The organism is Serratia sp. SA088 (assembly GCF_049065515.1).
GTDB lineage: Bacteria > Pseudomonadota > Gammaproteobacteria > Enterobacterales > Enterobacteriaceae > Serratia > Serratia nematodiphila.
In genome coordinates this window covers 278752-300044 of record NZ_JBAKGW010000007.1, presented here as the reverse complement: position 1 = coordinate 300044, position 21293 = coordinate 278752, and the positions used below count along the sequence as shown (strand labels likewise).

Genomic DNA, 21293 nt, shown 5'->3' with positions numbered 1-21293 from the left:
AACCCTCAGGAATCTGCTCCACTTTCTTTATCTGACCGCCTACTTTCCCGTTGTATAAGCAAAAGTCCCAATAACATCAGAAGTTTTACAAGAGTCAATACAGGCATTGGATAAGGCTGTACAACAACACAAACAAAGCCGATAATCCAAATCAAATTAAAACAAATTGGCGTCGCATACTGATAGTTCTTCAATTTTATATTGACAACAAATAGACGATAAGAAGCCAGCGCCGCAGTAATCAACATGACTATCAATCCGACAATGCCGCTATTTTTAATTTGCGTGAGCAATGGCGTTTGGATGCTGCGTTTATATTCAACTTCGCCATTTGCATCCATGTCTATTCTTTTTATCTCTCCCTTGTCTGCCACTCCCGTAGGGGACAGATAAAGGCCTCCATGCCCTATACCGATGAGATTTGCAGGGAGGTACCTTCCTGTATATTCCCAATAGTCGTGCAGTTGACTCGCTCGGGTATTCATTGCTTTACTGGTGAATATTTTAATCGCCGACGGAGTCAAAGCAGCCGTAATAATCAACAATAATATAATTCTTTTTCTTGGCAACTGCCGGGTCACAAGTCTGAAGAAAATCTCATACAACAAATAAAGTACAGAGATGGCAAAAAGAAATTTATACACATTGAGCAACATGCCAATGGCTATAACCACCATTATCATAAGGGATAAACTGAACCGCTTCTTATTAGCAAAAAACAAAGAAACAAGCACGAACAAATACAGAGTGAAGTAGTTATAGATATTATCTTGGTCTATTATACTGACCTTCACCCCATATCGTTCCCATACATAATCCGTGTAGATATAGGTTCCAATCAGCCCAGAAATAAAGTTGATAAAATCTATCGCACATAGAAATAATAATAAAGGACCAAACCTTAACTTACCAATGTCACTGCTCGCCCTGAAAAAAACAAGCATTAGAGCGATAAAATAAACGATCCCACGGGCATAGAGCAATTGATTCCTGACACTTCCCACCCCGTCCAGCGCCACATGAATAATGTAGCCAAGCAATGAAAAGGAAAATAAAATCGTCCCTTGGACGGCGGTCAACTTAATGAATGGAGAGACTCGCAAGAATAAGGGACTCGGCTTTATTCCTTTGTTCATCGCCCATTGGACGAGACATACAGATAACATGGCCAGAAAGAAAATATCAGCCGATGAAAACAGCCCAATAACTTTATAATGATAGATAAAGGTTCTGGCTATAGGGATGTTAAAATCATGGATAGGCATCACCATGATATTATATGAGGAATATGAAAATATAATATAAGTAAACAGCAAAAAGGCAAATGAACGGTTGAGTTCATATTTTTTGTAAAAAAAATAAAGAATAATAAGTGCAGCAATAAGAAAGCCGATAAAAAAAATAGAATCTAGCACCACCAGTGAATGAGGTATATATGAAGGATCAATATCCGTTTTTGACACGGTCATACTCTGCAATATACTCCTGGGTGATTGTCTCAGGTGAAAAAACTTCACGAACTGAAGGGCTGACTGCGCGGCTTTCCTTTTTCATAGCGAGTAACTTTTCGTATGTAGGAGTACCTGTTAACTCCGAAATTGTTGGTGCAATATCAAGCATTTCGGTAATTCCACCAACAGAGGAGACCAGCACAACCTTATTGGCAAGTGCACACTCAATAACCGTACGCCCGAAGGGTTCGCGCCATTTGGTTGGCAGTATGACGATGTCCACCTTCGCCAAAAAAGCTGGTAAATCAAGCCGCCCTAAAACATTAACCTGTGCAGCGGAAGCCAATGCCGCCAGGTGACGCTTTTCTTCATCTGCGTAATCACCTGCCGCAATCGCCATGACATTCTCATTTTCCGCTTTTATTGCCTGAGCAAATTGACAAAATATATCAAAGCCCTTCGCAGCACTTAATTTCCCAATAAAACCAATGCGCAAAGGCTCTGTGCATTCAGTATCATCCGATACCGGATCGATAGCGACTGCATTATAAATTCGTCTTTTTAGGGCACGGGGAAAAAAACCATTGGCGAGATGAAACTCTTTTATAAAATCGCTGATACCGACAAAAGTATTTACTTTCTTGCTATGAAATCGCCTAAAAAGCGACCAAATCCAAACGCCATAGCTGCGTGGGTCCTGATTGCTCCCCTGCTTGAATAGCGTAGAATTCGGATGAAAAAGGTAATAGTCTCTTGCCGTATGAAGGATTTTTACTCCTCGCTTCTTTGCAGCCCCCCAAACGGCAACAGAGAAACCGGCCAGGTTATTGGTGTGAACAAGATCTGGCCTATACATATCTAATTCATTACAGAACTGAAGATATGAAGCCAGATTGTAACTATCAATAATGTGCCACAACCCACGCTGCAGTGACGATCGTTTCTTATTATCGAATGGCCAATAGATATTTTTCAGCGGCAGATAAACAACTTCAACACCGTTGATGATGCTGCACTTCCGATAGGGTTCGGCATGAAAAGTCAAAGCTCTCACCTGGTGCCCTAGGGCGACTAAACTCTCACACAAAATCTGAACCGAGATTTCAGCTCCGCCGACACGATGAGGCGCATATAACGTATTTGCCACCATGACTTTCATAGCCTATCTCACTGTTATCAGATTAAGTCAATACCACTAACTCGTCGTTTTTTACTAATCAAAGTCTTAACTAAGCATCGCTATTCTTTATCGCTAAGAAACATACCGAGCTGAATTTATCCTTTATAGAGATTGAATGTTTGCTCAATCATTTTTTTCGAAGTGAAATTATTTTTATAGAAATCAATCGCATTTTCTTTCATTTTCTGCAGATCTTCTTTGCTGAGACTACTTAATATCCTGCAAGCTTCATCCACATCGCCAACCGGGAACAAAAAGCCTGTGGTTCCTTCTAGCACAACCTCTGGCAATGAACTGCATCGTGATGCGACGACAGGCAATCCGTAGCTTTGCGCTTCGACGGCAACTAACCCGAATGATTCCCAACGACTGGGCATTAGCAAAACATCGGCTTCCAAATAATATTTTGCCATGTTTTCTTTACTTACCCAACCTGCGTAATCGATATTTTCAACCTGTGCAAGTTCTGGATTTGAATGAACTCCGCCGCCAACAACGGTAATTCTACATCCATTTCCAATCTTATTGGCAACCTGCTCAACGATATCAATTCCCTTTTGAAAATCTAGCCGACCGACAAAGAGAATATTCAGGCCATGATGTTCATCGTCCTGCTTAACATAGTTTTCGACGGTGGTACTGGGAGGTTCTACACCATTATAAATGACAGTGAGCTTATCTTTATTTACCCCCCACCTTACAGCTTCATCATATTCATACTGACTTACACAAACGATCACATCCGTCTTATGGGACAAAATTTTCTCTATTATCGCATAGACTTTCTTCTTCTTATCACTTGTATCCATCAAGAAGGAGAATGCATGCGGACAATATATTACTTTAGGGCGGCCGGGCAGGAAAAACAATAATCCCCGACATATAAAGCCAGCGAAGGAGCTATGGATATGCACGATATCAGGGCGCTCATTTCGATAAAGCCGGACAAATCCAGCCGCCAGGGAAAAGAAAGACCTCATGTTGCGTCCCGAACGCTTGAAAGTATAAATTTCTGCCTTTGAATCTTTGATTTCTTCGCGTTGTTCTTCAGGGACCAGGCAAGTTACATTGAAATTTTTCGTGTCTTTTGTCAGCTGCCTTAAAATTGTTGCCACTCCACCTTTAATGGTTTCAGCTACATGCAATATTTTTTTCATCCGGTTAACTCACGATTCATTGAAGTAGTTCTTCATAGAGGCCATGTATCTTTTCACCAGTACGCCCTGAAAAGAAAAATTCATTGCGTTTGGACTCGCTGATGTGAATCAGTTTTCTTTTGCCTAAGCTTATCTCTTCAAGAATGTCAGCCAGTTTGTCCGAATCCAGCTTATCAAACAAGTAACCGGTTTCACCATCAATTACCACGTCTTTCAACCCGTTAATGCTCGTGGTAATTACAGTTCTATTTCTTACCATTCCCTCAATGGCCACTAAACCGGCTTGCTCCCATAATGAAGGCATGATAATTATAGGTACATCTTTCAGCAATATCCAAGGAGATTCAGAGTACCCTTTAAAGATGACCTTTTCCGATAGTCCTAACGAGTTAGCCTGTTTTTCTACGTCCGGACGATCTTCCCCATCTCCAATCAACAGTAACTCAAAATCAATACCTCGTTGATTGATTTTCCCTAACGCATCAATCAACGTCGGCAGTCCTTTCTGTTTTGTAACCCTGCCGATAAATCCCAACTTTAATTTATCGTGGTTATTCAAGGAAAGCTCAGAGTAAACCTCACTCTCATCAGGGGCGGTGGTTCCGTTATAAATCAACCGTATATTCTTCTTTTTTCCATTCCTGGAAATCTTTCCGTATGATTCTTGCGATAGTGTTATATATCTATCGGCCATAAAGGAGAAGTGCTGAGAAACATCATCATAGTTAGCTGTTGGGCCGCCGTGCCCTGTATGAACAATCTTGAAATGCCCACCCAACAGTTTGGCGCCAAAAGCCATGATTAACGAATAAATAGAATGTGTATGAACGATATCAGGCCTAAACTCCACCACAGCTTTTTTCAAGGCTTTTATATTGCCAAGCAAATCTTTTTTATTCTTCGCTGAAGGGTTGTCAAAAAGTGTTATGCCGGTGTCGATAAAGTTTTGTTTTCTGCGCCCCTCACTGCAATCGGCCAGGATAGACACCATCACGTTCTTCTCATTTATCAAGTAGTGACTTGTTTTAAGAATGACATCTTCTGTCCCTCCCGCATCCAATACAGGAAAAACATTCATTACCTTTTTCACTTTCATCTTTTCTTCAGTCTGAATGGCAATTGACATAAAATTATTTTATCCAAAAATAGAATGGATAATCCCCAATCCAATCATAGTTTGTCCAAAACTCGTATCCTGTTGCACCGCCTAAACCACCACTCAATGGCCCTACGGACATAAATTTATAGATAAAGTAGAGGATCAACAGCATTCTATATATTGTCGATATCTGTGAAAAAGACAAGAATAGCAAATACCCCATCAAGAATACGGACATCACCATGAAAAGGCGGTCCGATGCCATTGGAATCGGTAACAACAGAATATATGCAGCCCCGCCCCACAAAATAAAACTTCGCCATTTCTTTAGATTTTCATTTTTATCAAAATAAAAACTTCCCGCAGCAATCATTATCATAAGGGAGAAGAAAAACGCCAAAAGATTAATAGTGGTATCTTTATCCAAATAATACTGAAACTTGAAGCTAGCCACACCCAAAAGGTTTTGTGCAACAATCGCACCTACTAAGAACTGGAAGGATATAACCAATAACACAATAAAGCCCAGACCTATAACTTTAGGTCCGGTCTTACTTCCAGAAAAGATTCTTATTATAAAATAGATTGGGATAGAGGTTAAATGCGTAAATATCGCAAGTGCCGTGAAGAACGTTGATTTTATCTTACTTCTACTTAAATAGCCAATAGCAAGCAGCAATATGGAGGTGGCTAGCCCCTGTCTGATTTGAACTGACAATGCCAACAAACCCATAATACCAAGGGCAGAAGCAGCACAGAGGTTTTTCTTATTTTTACTAATATGTTCTAAGCCGAACTTCTCCAACCATATATAATATATAATGTACGGAAGAAAAACGAACACACTGGTGAATATATCTTTTTCAACAGGCTTTTCTGTAAAGAGGGCCAACAGTTTGAATAACCCTCCCAAGACAAACTCCCACCCTCCCGAATAAGAGCTGAAATAATCGGCCCCATAGAATATTCGTCTATATACAGGATAATAAACAAAAGTTATATCATCGCCCAATGCACCATTGAAGTTACGAGAGCCTATATATACAGTGCCTGAAAGGACAATCAGAACACCCAGCAATCTCCTTGTAAGATTTTTTACCTCTGGCGACATAGCCAACACAATGAGAGAAAGGTAATAAGAGATAAAAGGTGATATGGTAAAAACCAGCCATAGAAATATGGCTGTAATAAGTATGAAGTTGTTATATCTATACCCGCTATCAACAGGGCCGTATTTATATTCTCTCATATTTGATTAGCCATATCTTCCTAAAACTCTGCTCATGTCTTATCGCATGTATGTCAATACGGCTGATAACTCGCTATCAGCCGTATTTTTGCTATTACTTATACGTATAGTCGTAGCTATTGTAACCGTAAGTATAATAGCCGGAGGTTTTCTTAACGATGGCATTGATAATAACACCCTTCACATCAATACCATTCTGTTCGAGCCTCCGGATGGAAACATCCACCTCTTTTGGCGTATTCACGCCAAAACGAGCCACCATCAGTGTTGTTCCTGCATTTTTACCTATGATAGCCGCATCGGTCACTGCCAGAATTGGCGGTGTATCCACTAACACTAAATCATAGTTTTCGCTCGCCCACTTCAGAGTTTCATTGAAACGCGCATGCATTAACAATTCAGAAGGGTTCGGAGGTACCTTGCCGCGGCTGATAAAGTCGAAATTAGGAATCGGCGTCTGTTTTACGGCGCTGGCAACAGCGAGTTTGCCCGACAAAATATCAGACAAGCCATCAGTGCCACTGGCATTAATCAGTTCATGCGCATACCCCTTACGCATGTCACCGTCAATGAACAATACCTTAATTCCTGCCTGAGCAACTACCCCTGCCAGGTTGGCGCTAACGAAGGTTTTACCGATGCCAGGACTGGCGCCAGTAATGATCAAAATGTTGTTCTTCGCTTCCATCATGGCGAAATGCAGGCTGGTGCGAAGACTGCGGATCGCTTCAATCGCCAGATCGGCAGGGTTGCCGATAACCAGTAAATTATCGGCATTGGTATTCGCCGCTTTAAGCTTCTGACGTTTATTTCTGACCAGTAACTCCCCGTCTTTCTTCCTTTGCCATTCTGAAAGAGGAATGCTGGCATAAACGTTAATGCCATACTCTTCCAGCTGTTCAGGGCTTTCAATACGGCGCAGCAAAAATGACTTCAGCAATACATAGCCGCCAGAGAAGAAAAGTCCCGCCAGCATGCCTAATGCGAGTATAACTACCTTGCGAGGTGCAACTGGTTTTTCTTGCGTCACGGCCGAATCGACGATTCGAACATAACCGACAGTGCTGGCCTTAGAAATTTGCAGTTCCTGTTGTCGATTCAACAGCTGCATATAAACCTCTTGCCCAGACTGGACGTCGCGGCTGAGACGTACAATTTCCTGTTGAGTTTTAGGCATCAGATTGACTTTCTTATTCAACCGGCCTTTTTCCTCTTCCAGCGTCTTTCTTTTTTCCATCAACGCCCGATATGCCGGGTGCTCTTTGGTGTAAAGTTTGGAGATATCCGCTTCTTTGAATGTCAACTCATTCAGTTGGGAATCCACTGATACCAACGAATCCAGAACAGATTTTGCTTCCAATGGAAGGTCTACAGAATCATTTTTCTGTCGGAACTGATTCAGTTTATTCTCGGCGGCATCCAGTTCAGAACGTGTGGCTGGCAACTGAGTTTGCAGGAATGCCAGACTTTTAGCATCCTCTTCCGATTTACGGGCGATATTTTGCTGCAAATAATTGCCAATAACATTATTGAGAATGTCACTAATAACAACAGGGTCATCCCCCGTCAAGTTCAGTTCCAGAACCCCGGTGTTCTTACCGCGATCGGCAACGCTCAGACTGTTCAAAAGCGAATTCATCGCTTTTTGATCAGAACGATGTGCAACGGTAAATGTGGTGCCTGGCTCTGCACTCAAAGAGCTGACAAGGATGCTAACGCCGTCTTTAGCCGAAAGCTCGCCTACTTTGCCTTTAAAGAGCGTCTCATCGTCTTTAACCACACTGTAAGTTTGCTCGTCATTGACGACCAAGGTAATAGCCTGTTTTTCCCAAGTTTTTGGCAAAGTGAATTGGGAAACACTAACGACACCAGGCTTATTTCCAATAAGGCGGTTATAACCGCGGCCGAAAATCGGGAAGTAGTTCTGTTCGACCGAGGTGGTAAGATTCATGTCTTCAACGGTTTTTCCTAAAACCATTCTGGACTGAATCAGCTCAATCTCAGGAGCTGACTCCGGTTGACTGTCAGGCAACATCTTAGTGATATCACCCAGTATTGAATTAGCGCTTTTCTGCTCAACCTGGACCAAAGCATCAGCCTTGTAGATTGGTGTAGAAAAAATGGCGTAAATAATAGCGACGGTTAAACATGCGGCGGTAACGCCAATAACCAACCAGCGATGGTCGATCAGTTCACCGACAAAACGCCCTATGTCAATGTCATCAGAGCTTTGTTTCTCTGGAGTATTCACTCGGTTTCTTTCTAGCATTGGGAATCCTGACTTGCTATCGGCTTAAGACTTGTGCCCATTTTTGGGCTGAATTGTCGAGCAAGCTATAGACATGTTCAAATGCTTCATAGCTTTTTCGGTATGGATCGGGAATCTCATGTTGATTAAGCCAGTGGCCAAACAGCATGGTTTTTCCCCTAACCTCTGGTGCCAAACGCCCAACGGCATCAATGTGCTGCTTTTCCATCACAAGAATCAGATCGTATTCTCGACACATGGTTGCCGTCAGTTGCTGAGCTTTATGTCCGTCCAAGGAAAGACCGTGCGCCCGAGCAGTATCGCTGGCATGAACATCGGCGGGCTTGCCCACCAAAGCGCCTAAACCCGCCGATGCTATCTTTTTATGAGGTAGGGCTTGCTTCAGCAGCCGCTCTCCTGTCGGAGAGCGGCAGATATTGCCCACGCAAACCACCAGTATCGAATCAAACATGATTGCTTACCACGTATGGATGTAGCGAACAGTTTCAGTCATATCATGTACGCCCGTGATCGTTGGGATCAGCTGGCCAATGACTCGATTCCAACGCACCAACGGCGCCGTGGTGACATAAACGATATCGTAAGGCTGAAGCTGGAACTCAGTTCCCATGACCAGGGCTGAAGCGTCTTTGGCATTCAGCTGATAAATATTGGCAATTTTCTTGCCTTCGGTGCCACGCAGAGGACGAATGACAAACACGCCGGTCGCATCAGAAGTGGTTTGATCCATCCCTTGCGCGTTGCCCAACGCCTCGGTCAGAGTCATGCCGCTACGATCCATTTTCAGGGTGTTTTGCTGCTTCACTTCACCCATCACGAAGACTTTCAGATCATCGTTGCGTGGTACGTAGAGAATGTCGCCAGGATAAAGCAGTTGGTTTTGGGTCAGATCGCCTTTCTGCATCAACGCCTGCAGGGAGATTTTTCTCTCTTTGCCGTTGTGCGTCAGCACCACGTTGCGCCAATCGGCATTTTCCGTCAGTCCGCCGGCGGCGTTAATCGCATCCATCACTGTCAACGGCACGTTGGTGATCGGCTGCTGGCCCGATTTGCTGACCTCGCCGGTGATATAAGCCTTCTGCGAACGGAATGCCGCAACGCTGACATCAACCTGCGGGCTCTCGATAAATTGAGCCAATCGCCCGGCAATGTCCGCGCGAACCTGGCTCAGCGTTTTACCTTCAACGCGAACTTTGCCGATATACGGATAGAAGATAGAACCGTCGGAATTGACCCAGTTGCCGGTGTCACTGGCACTGCGGTATTGGCCGGCAGGCGTCGTCAGTTCTGGGTGGTCCCATACCGTCACCATCAGAACATCGCCAACGCCGATGCGATATTCATAGTTCTTCAGCTCCCGCTCCAGCGGAAGGTTATTCTGCGCCACCACGTTTTTTGGTCGCATTTTTTCAATCAAGGAAGGGGTCATCGGATAAATATTGACCAATTCATCCAAGTCAAAGTCGCTATCTTCTTGCTTGACAACGTCTTTTCCCATAGTAGACAGATGAGTCCCAGGTACCATCGTACATCCACTGATCACGCTGATAGATACCAGAAGTGGTATCAGTTTCCATTGTCTTTTTGCCATCGAGTTATCATCACTTTCAAAGTAAATATATCTGCCGAGCTACGTTACCTGGCCAACCCTGGCGTCATCACGGCACTCGCTATATAAATGCGGTCAAATCTCGCACCTGTCGAACCGGCGGAGGAAAGATGCTCATATTGAGCCTGCGTTGAAGATTAGAACCGTACGATTATGGAATAATCCCTGCGCAGAGTCCAACGCCGAAAGGTTCATTAAACGCGGCTTAATCCAGAGAAACATAGAATAAAAAACGCGGAACGTCATTACCGGCCTAACAGGTCGCTTTACAACGACAGCTGCCTGGCCCAAGCGCTAAACGCCTCACCCTGCGTCGGATGACGCAATCCGTAGGTCACGAAAGCATGCAGGTAACCCATTTTCTCACCGCAGTTGAACGACTCGCCCACCAGCTCCGTCGCCTCAACGGTGTTGTGCTTCAATAATTCGGCGATGGCGTCGGTCAGCTGAATTCTGCCCCAGGCGCCGGGTTCGGTTTTCTCCAGGATAGGCCAAATATCCGCCGACAGCACATAGCGTCCCACGGCGGAATAATTGGATTTCAGCTGAAGCTCGCGGCTCGGCTTCTCGATGATCGATGTCATTCTGGCGCTTATGCCCGGATGCAAGACATCAGTCTCGCACTCGACCACCGAATAGTCATAAAGCACATTTTCATCTGCAGACTGCACCAGCACCTGGCTCAACCCGGTTTGCTCAAACCGGGAAATCATATGAGCCAGGTTGTCTTTCTTGAGATCGGCTTTGGCGTCGTCCAGCAGGATATCCGGCAGCAAAACAACGAAAGGTGACTCGCCAATCAAGGGCTTGGCGCACAGAATGGCATGCCCGAGCCCTTTCGGTTGCCCCTGACGAATATGCATCAGAGTCACCCCTTTCGGCGTGATGGACTTCACCTCATCGAGCAGTTGACGTTTGACGCGCGCTTCCAACATCGCTTCCAATTCGAACGAGGTGTCAAAATGGTTCTCGATCGCATTCTTGGAAGAGTGCGTCACCAGAATGATGTCTTTGATCCCGGCAGCTACGCATTCATTAACGATATATTGAATCAGCGGCTTATCGACAATCGGCAACATCTCTTTGGGAATCGCCTTCGTCGCCGGCAGCATATGCATACCCAAACCGGCAACAGGAATGACAGCCTTTAACTTAGTCATGGTAATCCTCTTCAACATTGCGATTGCACGAGCTCACCGCAGTTATTTATCGTTCAACGCCTGCTTCAGCCATTGGGTAAATCCTGCGCCTTCAGTCTGATGGCGCAACCCATATTGGACGAATGCCTTCATATAGCCTAATTTATCGCCGCAGTCATGCGACTTGCCGCTCATATGGAACGCTTCAACGGTTTGTTGCTCCATCAGCATGGCGATGGCATCCGTCAATTGAATTTCGTCACCGGCGCCCGGCGGCGTTTTTTCCAACAGCGCCCAAATATCGCCGGCCAGCACGTAGCGGCCGACCACGGCCAAGTTGGAAGGCGCTTCTTCGCGCGCGGGTTTTTCCACCACCGCCGTCATGGCGGTGCTTTCGCCCGCCGCCAACGACGCGCCGCCACAGTCCACGACGCCATATTTCGACACGTCTTGCTCAGGGACAGGTTCCACCATGATTTGGCTATAGCCGGTTTCATCAAAGCGCTGCAGCATTTTAGCCAGGTTATCTTTGCGCAGATCCGCAGTGGAATCGTCTAACAAAACGTCCGGCAACAACACGACGAAAGGCGCGTCGCCAACCATCGGCTTGGCGCACAGCACCGCGTGCCCCAACCCCTTTGCCTGCCCCTGACGCACTTGCATAACGGTAACGTCCGGCGGGCAAATCCCTTTGATCTCTTCCAGCAGTTGACGCTTAACGCGTGATTCCAGCACCGCTTCGAGTTCGAATGAGGTGTCAAAGTGGTTCTCAATCGCATTTTTCGATGAGTGCGTGACCAGCACGATATCCTTAATGCCCGCCGCCACACATTCGTTCACGATGTATTGAATTAGCGGTTTATCGACAACCGGCAGCATTTCTTTAGGAATGGCTTTCGTCGCAGGCAACATTCGAGTGCCCAGTCCCGCAACGGGGATTACAGCCTTAAGTTTCTTTTGCATGTTTTTTATCCACAATCAAATTATTCTGCGAAGTTAAGCTAATTCTTAGTTTGGAAGACAGTATCGATAAGCAGGCACGCTACCGCCCCTGGCTTTCAGCTACCAATGCACTGTTTTTAGTGGTTGCAAAAAAATTCAACCACATGATTTTATTGATATTTTATCTTTCCACTTAGCATTTATAACGGATATCGCCTATGTTCATCCCGCCAAACCGTTAAAGCGGCGTTGTTTATAACCAAAAGGCGATGATTCCTGCTGCTTATATATGGCTAAGATTCTTATACTATTAATCTTTAGACACAAGTCTTAGATACCCGCGCCATAGCGTTTTCAGAATAAGACTACTAAGCCTCCCGGTCTCCTTGAATTGCAGGCGGGCAGACAGAGCACAATAGCCTGATCTGAAAAGATTATTTCACTCTGTCTCTTTTATGTTCAGGCGATAATAGGAATATTTGCTTAAGTGGTCTGCATAACCATTTAATTTATTACGGTTACTATTTTTCACTTGGGTGTTAATCCGAGCATCGTTTTGTACGACTTTTCGATTAAAGTTGAATTTTGCCGCCTCAACGCCCATCATTCCGGTGCGGCATAAGCCGTAGAACTTACAGGTGAAATTGGGCGTATGGAATGGATCGCTGATCCAACAATTTGGGCCGGCCTGGCCACTTTGGTCGTGCTGGAAATCGTGCTGGGTATAGACAACCTTGTCTTCATCGCCATTCTGGCGGACAAATTACCAAAACAACAAAGAGATAAGGCCCGTGTCGTCGGTTTGTTGCTGGCGCTGGTCATGCGTCTGGCGCTGCTCGCCTCCATCTCGTGGCTGGCGACGCTGACCAAACCGATGTTCATCGTCGCGGAGCACCCCTTCAGCGGCCGTGATCTGATCATGCTGGTCGGCGGGATATTCCTGCTGTTCAAAGCCACCATGGAGCTCAATGAGCGGCTGGAAGGCAAGGACGAAGAGCAGCACGGCGCGCGCAAAGGCGCACGTTTCTGGCCGGTCGTGGCGCAGATCGTGGTGCTGGACGCCGTTTTCTCGCTCGACTCGGTGATCACCGCGGTGGGGATGGTCGATCACCTGGCGGTGATGATGATCGCGGTCTGTATCGCCATCGGCCTGATGCTGCTGGCCAGCAAACCGCTGACGCGCTTCGTCAACGCGCACCCGACTATCGTTATCCTGTGCCTGAGCTTCCTGCTGATGATTGGCTTTAGCCTGGTGGCGGAGGGCTTCGGCTATCACATTCCTAAAGGCTACCTCTACGCGGCGATCGGCTTCTCGGTCATGATCGAGGCGCTGAACCAGCTGGCGCAGTTCAACCGCCGTCGCTTCCTGTCGAAGGTCCGGCCACTACGTGAACGCACCGCCGAAGCGGTGCTGCGCATGCTGAGCGGCAAACATGAAGAAGCGGAAGTCGACAGCCATTCCGCCAACCTGCTGGCGGACAGCGACAGCGAAAACGGCGAGATCTTCAATCAGCAAGAGCGGCGCATGATCGAACGCGTACTCGGCATGGCGCAGCGCACGGTCAGTAGCATCATGACCTCGCGTCACGACGTCGAATACCTTGAGCTGAACGATCCGCAGGAAAAGCTGACGCAGTTGCTGGAACGTAATCAGCACACGCGCATCGTGGTGGTGGAAAGCAGCGCCAGCGACGAACCGCTGGGCGTGATCCACACCATCGACGTTCTCAAACAGCAACTGGCGCAGGCGCCGCTGGATCTGCGTGCGCTGATACGCCAACCGTTGATCTTCCCGGAGCAGCTCACGCTGTTAAGCGCCCTGGAGCAATTCCGCCAGGCGCAGACGCATTTTGCCTTTGTGGTCGATGAGTTCGGCTCCGTCGAAGGCGTCGTCACCCTGACGGACGTGATGGAAACCATCGCCGGCAACCTGCCGGAGGCCGGTGAAGAGGTGGACGCACGCCACGACATTCAGCAAAACGAGGACGGCAGCTGGATCGCCAACGGCTATATGCCGCTGGAAGATCTGGTGTTGTACCTGCCGATGCCGTTGGAAGAAAAGCGCGAATACCATACGCTGGCGGGGCTGTTGATGGAACACAGCCAGCGCGTGCCACAAGAAGGAGAACAAATCAAGATCGGTGACTACCTGTTCGAACCATTGGAGGTAAACAGCCACCGCATCCTGAAAGTGAAGATCACCCCGCCTCCCCCACCGGAGGAGTACGAGGTTTAACATCGAGGCCGGGCATCGCCCGGCCTTCCTTTACTGGGGAACCAGCAGCTCCGTCGCCACGATCACCACCACCAACCCGACAATTACCGGCACTGAAGTACGCTTCACCACATCAAACGGCGAGATTTTCGCCATGCCGGAGACCGCCACCACCACGCCGGAAACCGGCGACAGCGTACGGCCGAGATTCGAGGCCTGCAGCATAGGGATCACCAGATAGGCAGGATTCACGCCCATCTGTGCCGCCAGTTTCGGGATCAGTTCGACAAACGCATAGAACGGCGCATTGCCGGAGCCGGTTGTCATGGCCGCCAGCATGGTGATCACCACCAACACCAGCATCATAATCAAACCGCCGGTACCGAACGACTGCGCCAACCCGATCAACCCGCTGATAAAGCCGACGGTGCTCAACCCTTGCGCGAAGACACCCGCGGCCACCAACAGCATCACCACGCTGGCGAAAGCGTCCGCCATACCGCGATACGCCACTTCCAGGCCGCTGAATACCTGTTTGGCGCTGAAGCTGCGCACGAACTCGATCGCTGCCGCCAACAGTATGCACCCTACCAGCACGGTAATAATGTGCAGTTCTGGTCCCCATTTGCCGTCGAAGATCAGCACGCCGAGGATCGGCGTAAACGGCAATATCGCGTAGAACCCCGGCGCATGCGTTTTTATTTCACTGACGTCCATGATGTGGTGCTGTTCATCACTCTTCTTATCGAGATAACGCTGCCAGAAAAAGTGCGCCACGGCCATGCAGACGATGGCGGCAATCGAGATAGGCAGCGTGGTTTTGAACGCGAAGTCCACCAGCGGCATTTCCGCCGCCTTGGCTGCCAGTACCACGTCGCCGGAAGTCGGCGCCAGGATAATCGCCGCCGGCGAAGCGCAAATGGCCGCCGCGGCGCCGCGGCTAATGCCAACGTTCACCATCAATGGGAACAGCGTCGCCATCAGCAATACGCCGAGCCCGGTAGCGGAAGAGACCGCCAATGACATCAGGCAAGCGACAAAATAGGCCGCCACCATCAGCAGATAAGGCGAATTGATCATCTGCAATGGGCGCGAGGCCAGCTTGACGACCACGTCGTTGGCGCCGATATGCGTCATATAGGCGGCGAAACCGCACAGCATCATGATCATCATGCCCAGATCGCCGCCGCGGCTCATCAGCAAAATCTTGACGTATTCGATCATATCGGTCGCGCGCCAGCCGGTAGATGCGGCGCCGGACGGCAACAGCGTTTTCCCCATCAGGGCGCTGATGCCAAGCAGCAGCAGCCCTCCCACCATCAAGACGCCCGTGGCGGAATACCCTTTGATGATGTAACGGCCCACGCCCGCCGCCACCGCCGCGCCAATAAGAAGCTCTATCATGTTTCCTCAACTCGTCATTTTTTCGCGCTTAGGCGCATAGTCATAGCAGAATGTGCCCTTACTCTGCACAAATTGAGCGCGGGTCTTCATGACCTTCATCAAGGTAACGGAGGGAAATTATCGCGGGAAACGTCGATACTGACGCGGGCCGCAAGACGGCCCGCGTCAGGAGGGATTACAGCTTGTCGAGCAGCTTTTTCAGATCCTGACCCTCGCGCGAATCCTTGTTCTTTTCAGCCCATTTGTTCAGCGCATCTTTGGCCCGATCGTGCAGCGTTTTACGCAGCACCTGATCGACCTGCAGTTGGTAATTCAGCTGTTGCCAAGGCCCATAGACCCGCAGCGGGATCGGCGTTTTTTGCAGTTGCTCGATCAGTTCGCCGCGCCCTTGCCAACCGCCAGTGACGCGCACATTAAGCGCCATATCGCACTGTTTTCCCGGCATATCGATACTGCCGGCGCCGGTCAGCGCCAGCAACGGCGAATCCGCCGTCAGGCTGCTGAGCTTGACAGTGCCTTGGCTCAGGCTGGCCCGCGCCGAGACGCTTTTGACTTCGGTATAGCGCTGATAGCTGTCTTGCCCGCGCACGCTGTTATCGTTGCGCGCCACCGCCTGTTGGATCAATTGCTGAATGTTCAGGCCGTGCAGCTGCGCATCCTGCATCGCCAGCTGCGCCGTACCGCTCCAACGGTGCTCAAATGACTCTGAAGAAAGACGATCGCCGGTCAAATCCCCTTTCATGCTGAATTTTCCGGTCAGCATCTGCGGCATCTCGAAGGCTTTGAGCACCGCGCCGAGCTCAACCTGGTTCAGGGTCGGCTGCACGTTTATCACCGGTTTATTGCCGCGTGCGTCGAGCGATCCCGGCAAGGAGAAATCACCGCCGGCCAATTGCCCGGCAAGTTTATGCAGCGTCAGCAGGCCGCGTTGATTATCTGCCGCGACGGCTAACTGGGTAACGTTCATACCGCGGTAGGTCAACTGCGCCGCCTGCAGATTCAACTGTGCATTGAAATCGCGCAGCGCCTCCAGGTTCTGCTGCCGATCGTCGACCTGGCTGGCGATCACCGGCGCGGCGGTCACGGCGGGCTGTTCGGCGGTATTGGTGCTGGATTGCCAACCGGAAAGCGCGTCGAGATCGAGATTAGCCGAATTCAGGTTCACCACATAGCCGGGCACCGCTCCCAGGCTGGCGCTGATATCGCCGGTCAGCTGGCTGTTATTGGCGCTGACGTTCAACTGGGTGACGGCAATTTGCGCCGGCGTCTGTTGATAGACCACCTGAGCATTCCCCTCGCCTTGAATACCGCCGTTCGGAATATCCGCTCCCACCAATTGGTAATTGAACTGGGTCACCTTGGCGCCGATCTGGTGCGGGAACTGCTGCAGATCGATATCGGCCGCCATGCTGAAGGCCAGGTCGCGCTGATCGCGGTTGACCCGGCTGGAAATGTCCAGCTGCGCCTGCCGTTTCTCCGTTTGCTGCAGGGTAAGATTGATGTCCCGGACATTGATTTGCGCGTTGTCGGCGCGCTGCCAAATCAGCAAGCTGTCCACGACGCGCAAGTTATCGATGTCGAACTTCCAGGCCGTGTCTGCCGCATCAGCGCCGCTGCCGGCCGGCGCAATCGGTGCGTCCACTTGCGAGTGCTCTTCACTGTCGGGCGTGAGGCGAATGACGGCATTTTTCAACATCACCTGTTTCACAAACAGCTGATGCGACAGCAGCGGCAACAGTTTGACGTCAAGGCGCATGTTTTCCGCGCTCACTACCGGCGCCTTGGCGCCCGGCGCGGTTAGCGTCATGCGCCCGGCCAAAATACTGAGCTGCGGCCAGATATGCCAGCGCAGGTCGCCTTCAAGCGTTAGCTGGTAGCCGCTCTTCTGCTCGACCTTTTTGACCATGTAACCGCGAAAATCATTCGGATTGACCAGCAGTACCAGCGCGGACATTCCCGCCACCACGACCACCAGTAAAATCGCCAATGTCGTCAGTAATCTTCTCATGCCACCCTCTTGTCAGCGCCACACCGACGGTGCATCTCGCGCCGTTAGTCCTTGTCGATTCGACTGGCTACTGCGCCCTGCTGATCGCGATATTTTGCGTCCTGCCGGCTGTTATATGGCCGGGCCGCCGGGCCGGACAACGGCTCAAAGCTCAAGGCGCCAATCAGCATCCCCGGCCGCAGCGCCAGCGGCAGCTTGCCGGAGTTGTAAAACTCCAGCACGATGCGCCCGTGCCAGCCCGGATCGATCCGGTGCGCGGTCACGTGCACCATCAGCCCCAGACGCGCCAGAGAAGAACGGCCGTCGAGCCAACCCACGAGATCGTTCGGCAGCGTCACTGATTCGAACGTCACCGCCAGGGCCAGTTCGCCGGGATGAAGGAAGAACGCCTCGCCTTCCGGTAGGACAATCTCGTCGCTCATCACGCGATCCAGCGCGGCGCTGACTTCATCTTTCGGCCCGCTGAGATCGATAAACGGCGCGGTATGGCCGCGGAACACGCGGAACTGATTGCCCAAACGGACATCTACTGTGGCCCCGTTGATGCGTTCGAGCGGCGGGCGCGGCGAAATCACCAGTTTCTCGCTATCCAGCCAGGCTTCTATATCGCGGTCGCACAGTCTCATGTCTTTCTTCTCCATCAAAACGCGTAACTAAACAAAAATTGCCACACAACGGGCGAAAGGTCTACGCCGGGGTGCAAATAGTTGGCCGTCGGCCGGAAATGAGCATTTCCGGCCATTAAGCGGCATTATTCAAAGAATTGGCTGATTTTGGCTTTCAGAATATCGATCGCGATGCGGTTTTTGCCGCCGCGCGGAACGATGATATCCGCGTATTGTTTGGAAGGTTCGATAAACTGCAGGAACATCGGGCGCACGGTCTTCTGGTATTGCGCCATCACCGAATCCATCGAGCGGCCGCGCTCGTTAACGTCGCGCTTCATGCGGCGCATCAGGCAGATATCCAGCGGCGTGTCGACGAAGATCGAGAAGTTCATCTCTTGGCGCAAACGGATATCCGTCAGCAGCAAGATCCCTTCCAGAATGATCACTTTTTTAGGTTCCAGGTGGACGGTTTCTTTCTTGCGCGTGTGTTCGGTGTAGCTGTACAGCGGCAGCTCGATCGCCTTACCGGCCTTCAGCATCTGCAGATGCTGGAACAGCAGGTTGTGATCCATGGCGCTCGGGTGGTCATAGTTGGTTTTGACCCGTTCTTCCATGGTCAGGTGAGTCTGGTCTTTATAGTAACTGTCTTCTGGAATAACGCCGATGTGCTCATCGCCGACTTGCTCGCGGAGTTCGCGGTACAACGTGCTGGCGATAAGGCTTTTTCCGGAGGCAGATGCGCCAGCTATACCAATAATGACGCACTGATGCGGATTGTCAGTCATAAAATTAAAGACCTGATTTCATAGTGTGAAGGGGGGAACTAAAACGCGACAATTATAGGGAGTCGCCGGGGTTTGCGCCAGCTTTTAACATGGCCGGCGAACCGGCTTTTGCGGCTTAATTTAACGGACAACCGAAGTTAAACGCCGGTTTTCAGAACTTTCAGTCTACTTATTTGTTGTCGGCCGGGATAGTATTGCCGCCAATCCGCCATGGCGCTTCCCTCGAACGGTGCCTTTAGGGCCAACCATGAATATGTTATCACTCTTTGTTTTCATTAAGGTTTTCCTGTAATGAATTGGTATTTTTTGACCTTTTTCGGCGACAGCATGTTGCTGCTGCCTTCCGGCATTATTGTTTTCGCTATCCTGATTTTTTCCTACCCCAGCTTGAAACAGACGACCCAATGGGCGCTGCTGTTCGGCGGTGTCGGCGCCATCGTCTGCGCCTCCAAGCTGGCTTTTATGGGCTGGGGCATCGGCATTCGCGAGCTGGATTTTACCGGCTTCAGCGGGCATTCCGCTCTTTCCGCCAGCATTTGGCCTGTGATGATGTGGCTATTGACCGGCCGTTTTTCCGCCGCCGTGCGCAAAACGGCGGTGCTGAGCGGTTACGCGTTGGCGCTGCTGATCGGTTATTCCCGCTTGGCCATCCACGTGCATTCGGTGTCGGAAGTCGTCAGCGGCCTCGTCTTGGGTTTTTGCGCCAGCAGCGCATTCTTGTGGCTGCAGCGCAACGTCGCCCCACCTGCCCTGTCGTACCGTAAAATCGCCGCGGCCCTGCTGCTGCCGATCGTGTTGATCAATAACGGCACGATAGCCCCGACGCAGGGTTTGCTGGAGTTTATCGCCGTCAGCATCGCGCCGATAGATAAGCCTTTCACGCGTGAAGATATGCACGCCAACGCGCCGGTCGCTTATAACACCTTCAATTCCGGCTCCGCCCAATAAAAAAAATCCCGGATGCCCGGGATTTTTTTCGTCTGTCTTTACAGCTACAGCGCGCGGAAGGCAATCTCCGTCGGGATCGCCTCGCCCTGCCAATACATCTGCGCCGCCACACGGCCGGCCAGTTGACGATACATGTCGGCGAATTCGCTCTCCGGACGGCTGATCACCGTCGGCGTACCGCGATCCAGATCTTCGCGCAGCGAGATATGCAGCGGCATCTGCCCCAGCAGACGGCTGTTATATTTCTGCACCAACTTCTCGGCGCCGCCGGTGCCAAAGATCGGCTCATGGTGGCCGCAGTTACTGCAGATGTGCACGCTCATGTTTTCCACGATGCCCAGCACCGGCACATGCACTTTCTCGAACATCACGATGCCCTTGGCGGCATCCAGCAGGGCGATATCCTGCGGCGTGGTTACCACCAGCGCGCCGGTCACCGGAATGTTCTGCGACAGCGTCAGTTGAATGTCGCCGGTGCCCGGCGGCATGTCCAGCACCAGGTAATCCAGATCCGGCCACAGCGTATCCTGCAGCAGCTGCATCAGCGCCTTGCTGGCCATCGGGCCGCGCCACACCATGGCGTTGTCGTCGGTCACCAGATAACCGATGGAGTTGGTCGCCAGGCCGTGCGCCATGATCGGCGCCATGTGCTGCCCGTCCGGCGAAGTCGGCCGCTCATGTTCGGTGCCCAGCATATTGGGGATAGACGGGCCGTAGATGTCGGCATCCAGAATGCCGACCTTGGCGCCTTCGGCGGCCAGCGCCAGCGCCAGGTTGACGGCGGTGCTGGATTTCCCCACCCCGCCTTTGCCGGAACTGACGGCGATGATGTTGCGCACGCCTTTGATCCCGGCTTGGCCGTTGGCGCGTTTCAGCGTCGTGATATCGTGTTTCAGCTTCCAGTCGATGGCGGCGGCGCCGGTCACACGCAACAGCTCAGGGCCGACGCTCGCCTGCAGCGCTTCAAAACCGCTCTGCCAGGCAAACGGCATCGTCAATTCGATATGCAGTACGTCGTCCAATAATGCGCAGTGATGAATAGCCTTCAGCGCAGTCAGGTTGTTTTTCAACGTCGGGTGTTCAAAGGCGGCCAGTACACCGGTCACCAGGGCGCGCAGAACTTCGGGGTTGGTCTGCTCAGGGGATTTTGCGTTCATCCCGGCTCCTTGATTTTGAATGAGTCGCTTCCGGCTAAGCATATCAGAACTGCCCGGTAGCTGGCGCGTATAA

The 21293-nt window shown here is 50.3% G+C and carries 17 protein-coding genes; 2 read left to right on the top strand and 15 right to left on the bottom strand.

The window, feature by feature from the left end; translation table 11 throughout:
- Positions 1–5: 5 nt before the first annotated feature.
- The 10 genes from ACOWVD_RS19025 to galU all read right to left on the bottom strand — a co-directional run bounded on the left by ACOWVD_RS19025 (position 6) and on the right by galU (position 12116).
- Positions 6–1463, bottom strand: a complete 1458-nt coding sequence (locus tag ACOWVD_RS19025) for a hypothetical protein (RefSeq protein ID WP_421116411.1) — start codon at positions 1461–1463, stop codon at positions 6–8.
- Positions 1444–2610, bottom strand: a complete 1167-nt coding sequence (locus ACOWVD_RS19020) for a glycosyltransferase family 4 protein (RefSeq protein ID WP_197763629.1) — start codon at positions 2608–2610, stop codon at positions 1444–1446. Before ACOWVD_RS19020 ends, ACOWVD_RS19025 begins: the two co-directional genes overlap by 20 nt.
- A gap of 116 nt (positions 2611–2726) precedes the next feature.
- The gene (locus ACOWVD_RS19015; RefSeq protein WP_306377293.1) at positions 2727–3788 is read right to left on the bottom strand and encodes a glycosyltransferase; all 1062 of its coding nucleotides are present in this window, start codon (positions 3786–3788) and stop codon (positions 2727–2729) included.
- Between the two features lie 16 nt (positions 3789–3804).
- Positions 3805–4914, bottom strand: coding sequence for a glycosyltransferase (locus ACOWVD_RS19010; RefSeq protein WP_421105737.1), 1110 nt, complete (start codon positions 4912–4914; stop codon positions 3805–3807).
- Positions 4915–4918: 4 nt separating this feature from the next.
- Entirely contained in the window at positions 4919–6136 is a 1218-nt protein-coding gene (locus ACOWVD_RS19005; protein ID WP_049241299.1) for an EpsG family protein, read from the bottom strand.
- Between the two features lie 94 nt (positions 6137–6230).
- A complete protein-coding gene (gene wzc / locus ACOWVD_RS19000) occupies positions 6231–8405 on the bottom strand; it encodes a tyrosine-protein kinase Wzc (RefSeq protein ID WP_421105736.1) in 2175 nt (724 codons plus the stop codon).
- 16 nt (positions 8406–8421) lie between these two features.
- The gene (locus ACOWVD_RS18995; protein WP_049241297.1) at positions 8422–8856 is read right to left on the bottom strand and encodes a protein-tyrosine-phosphatase; all 435 of its coding nucleotides are present in this window, start codon (positions 8854–8856) and stop codon (positions 8422–8424) included.
- Between the two features lie 6 nt (positions 8857–8862).
- On the bottom strand, positions 8863–9996 hold the full coding sequence (locus ACOWVD_RS18990) for a polysaccharide export protein (RefSeq protein WP_049241296.1): 1134 nt from the start codon (positions 9994–9996) through the stop codon (positions 8863–8865).
- A gap of 284 nt (positions 9997–10280) precedes the next feature.
- Positions 10281–11174: a sugar phosphate nucleotidyltransferase gene (locus ACOWVD_RS18985; RefSeq protein WP_049241295.1), complete on the bottom strand. Its 894-nt coding sequence runs from the start codon at positions 11172–11174 to the stop codon at positions 10281–10283.
- 42 nt (positions 11175–11216) lie between these two features.
- The gene (gene galU, locus ACOWVD_RS18980) at positions 11217–12116 is read right to left on the bottom strand and encodes a UTP--glucose-1-phosphate uridylyltransferase GalU (protein ID WP_049241294.1); all 900 of its coding nucleotides are present in this window, start codon (positions 12114–12116) and stop codon (positions 11217–11219) included.
- A gap of 631 nt (positions 12117–12747) precedes the next feature.
- On the opposite strand from galU, the gene ACOWVD_RS18975 reads away from it, so the two are divergent.
- Entirely contained in the window at positions 12748–14331 is a 1584-nt protein-coding gene (locus ACOWVD_RS18975; protein ID WP_033633706.1) for a TerC family protein, read from the top strand.
- Between the two features lie 30 nt (positions 14332–14361).
- On the opposite strand, the gene dcuC is transcribed toward ACOWVD_RS18975, so the two are convergent.
- From dcuC to udk, 4 genes are all read right to left on the bottom strand, one after another.
- On the bottom strand, positions 14362–15714 hold the full coding sequence (gene dcuC / locus ACOWVD_RS18970; protein WP_015377222.1) for an anaerobic C4-dicarboxylate transporter DcuC: 1353 nt from the start codon (positions 15712–15714) through the stop codon (positions 14362–14364).
- A 175-nt stretch (positions 15715–15889) separates the two neighbouring features.
- A complete protein-coding gene (gene asmA / locus ACOWVD_RS18965; RefSeq protein ID WP_049241292.1) occupies positions 15890–17722 on the bottom strand; it encodes an outer membrane assembly protein AsmA in 1833 nt (610 codons plus the stop codon).
- 44 nt (positions 17723–17766) lie between these two features.
- Positions 17767–18348 carry a dCTP deaminase gene (dcd, locus tag ACOWVD_RS18960; protein ID WP_004938917.1) on the bottom strand — a complete coding sequence of 194 codons (582 nt, stop codon included), beginning with the start codon at positions 18346–18348 and terminating at the stop codon, positions 17767–17769.
- Positions 18349–18473: 125 nt separating this feature from the next.
- On the bottom strand, positions 18474–19115 hold the full coding sequence (udk, locus tag ACOWVD_RS18955; RefSeq protein WP_004938922.1) for a uridine kinase: 642 nt from the start codon (positions 19113–19115) through the stop codon (positions 18474–18476).
- Positions 19116–19406: 291 nt separating this feature from the next.
- Between udk and ACOWVD_RS18950 the strand changes: the two genes are divergently transcribed.
- Complete coding sequence (locus tag ACOWVD_RS18950; RefSeq protein ID WP_049241291.1) at positions 19407–20063, top strand: phosphatase PAP2 family protein; 657 nt, start codon at positions 19407–19409, stop codon at positions 20061–20063.
- A gap of 44 nt (positions 20064–20107) precedes the next feature.
- Here the strand turns inward: ACOWVD_RS18950 and apbC are convergent, their stop codons facing one another.
- A complete protein-coding gene (gene apbC / locus ACOWVD_RS18945; RefSeq protein ID WP_004938926.1) occupies positions 20108–21220 on the bottom strand; it encodes an iron-sulfur cluster carrier protein ApbC in 1113 nt (370 codons plus the stop codon).
- Between the last annotated feature and the right edge of the window lie 73 nt (positions 21221–21293).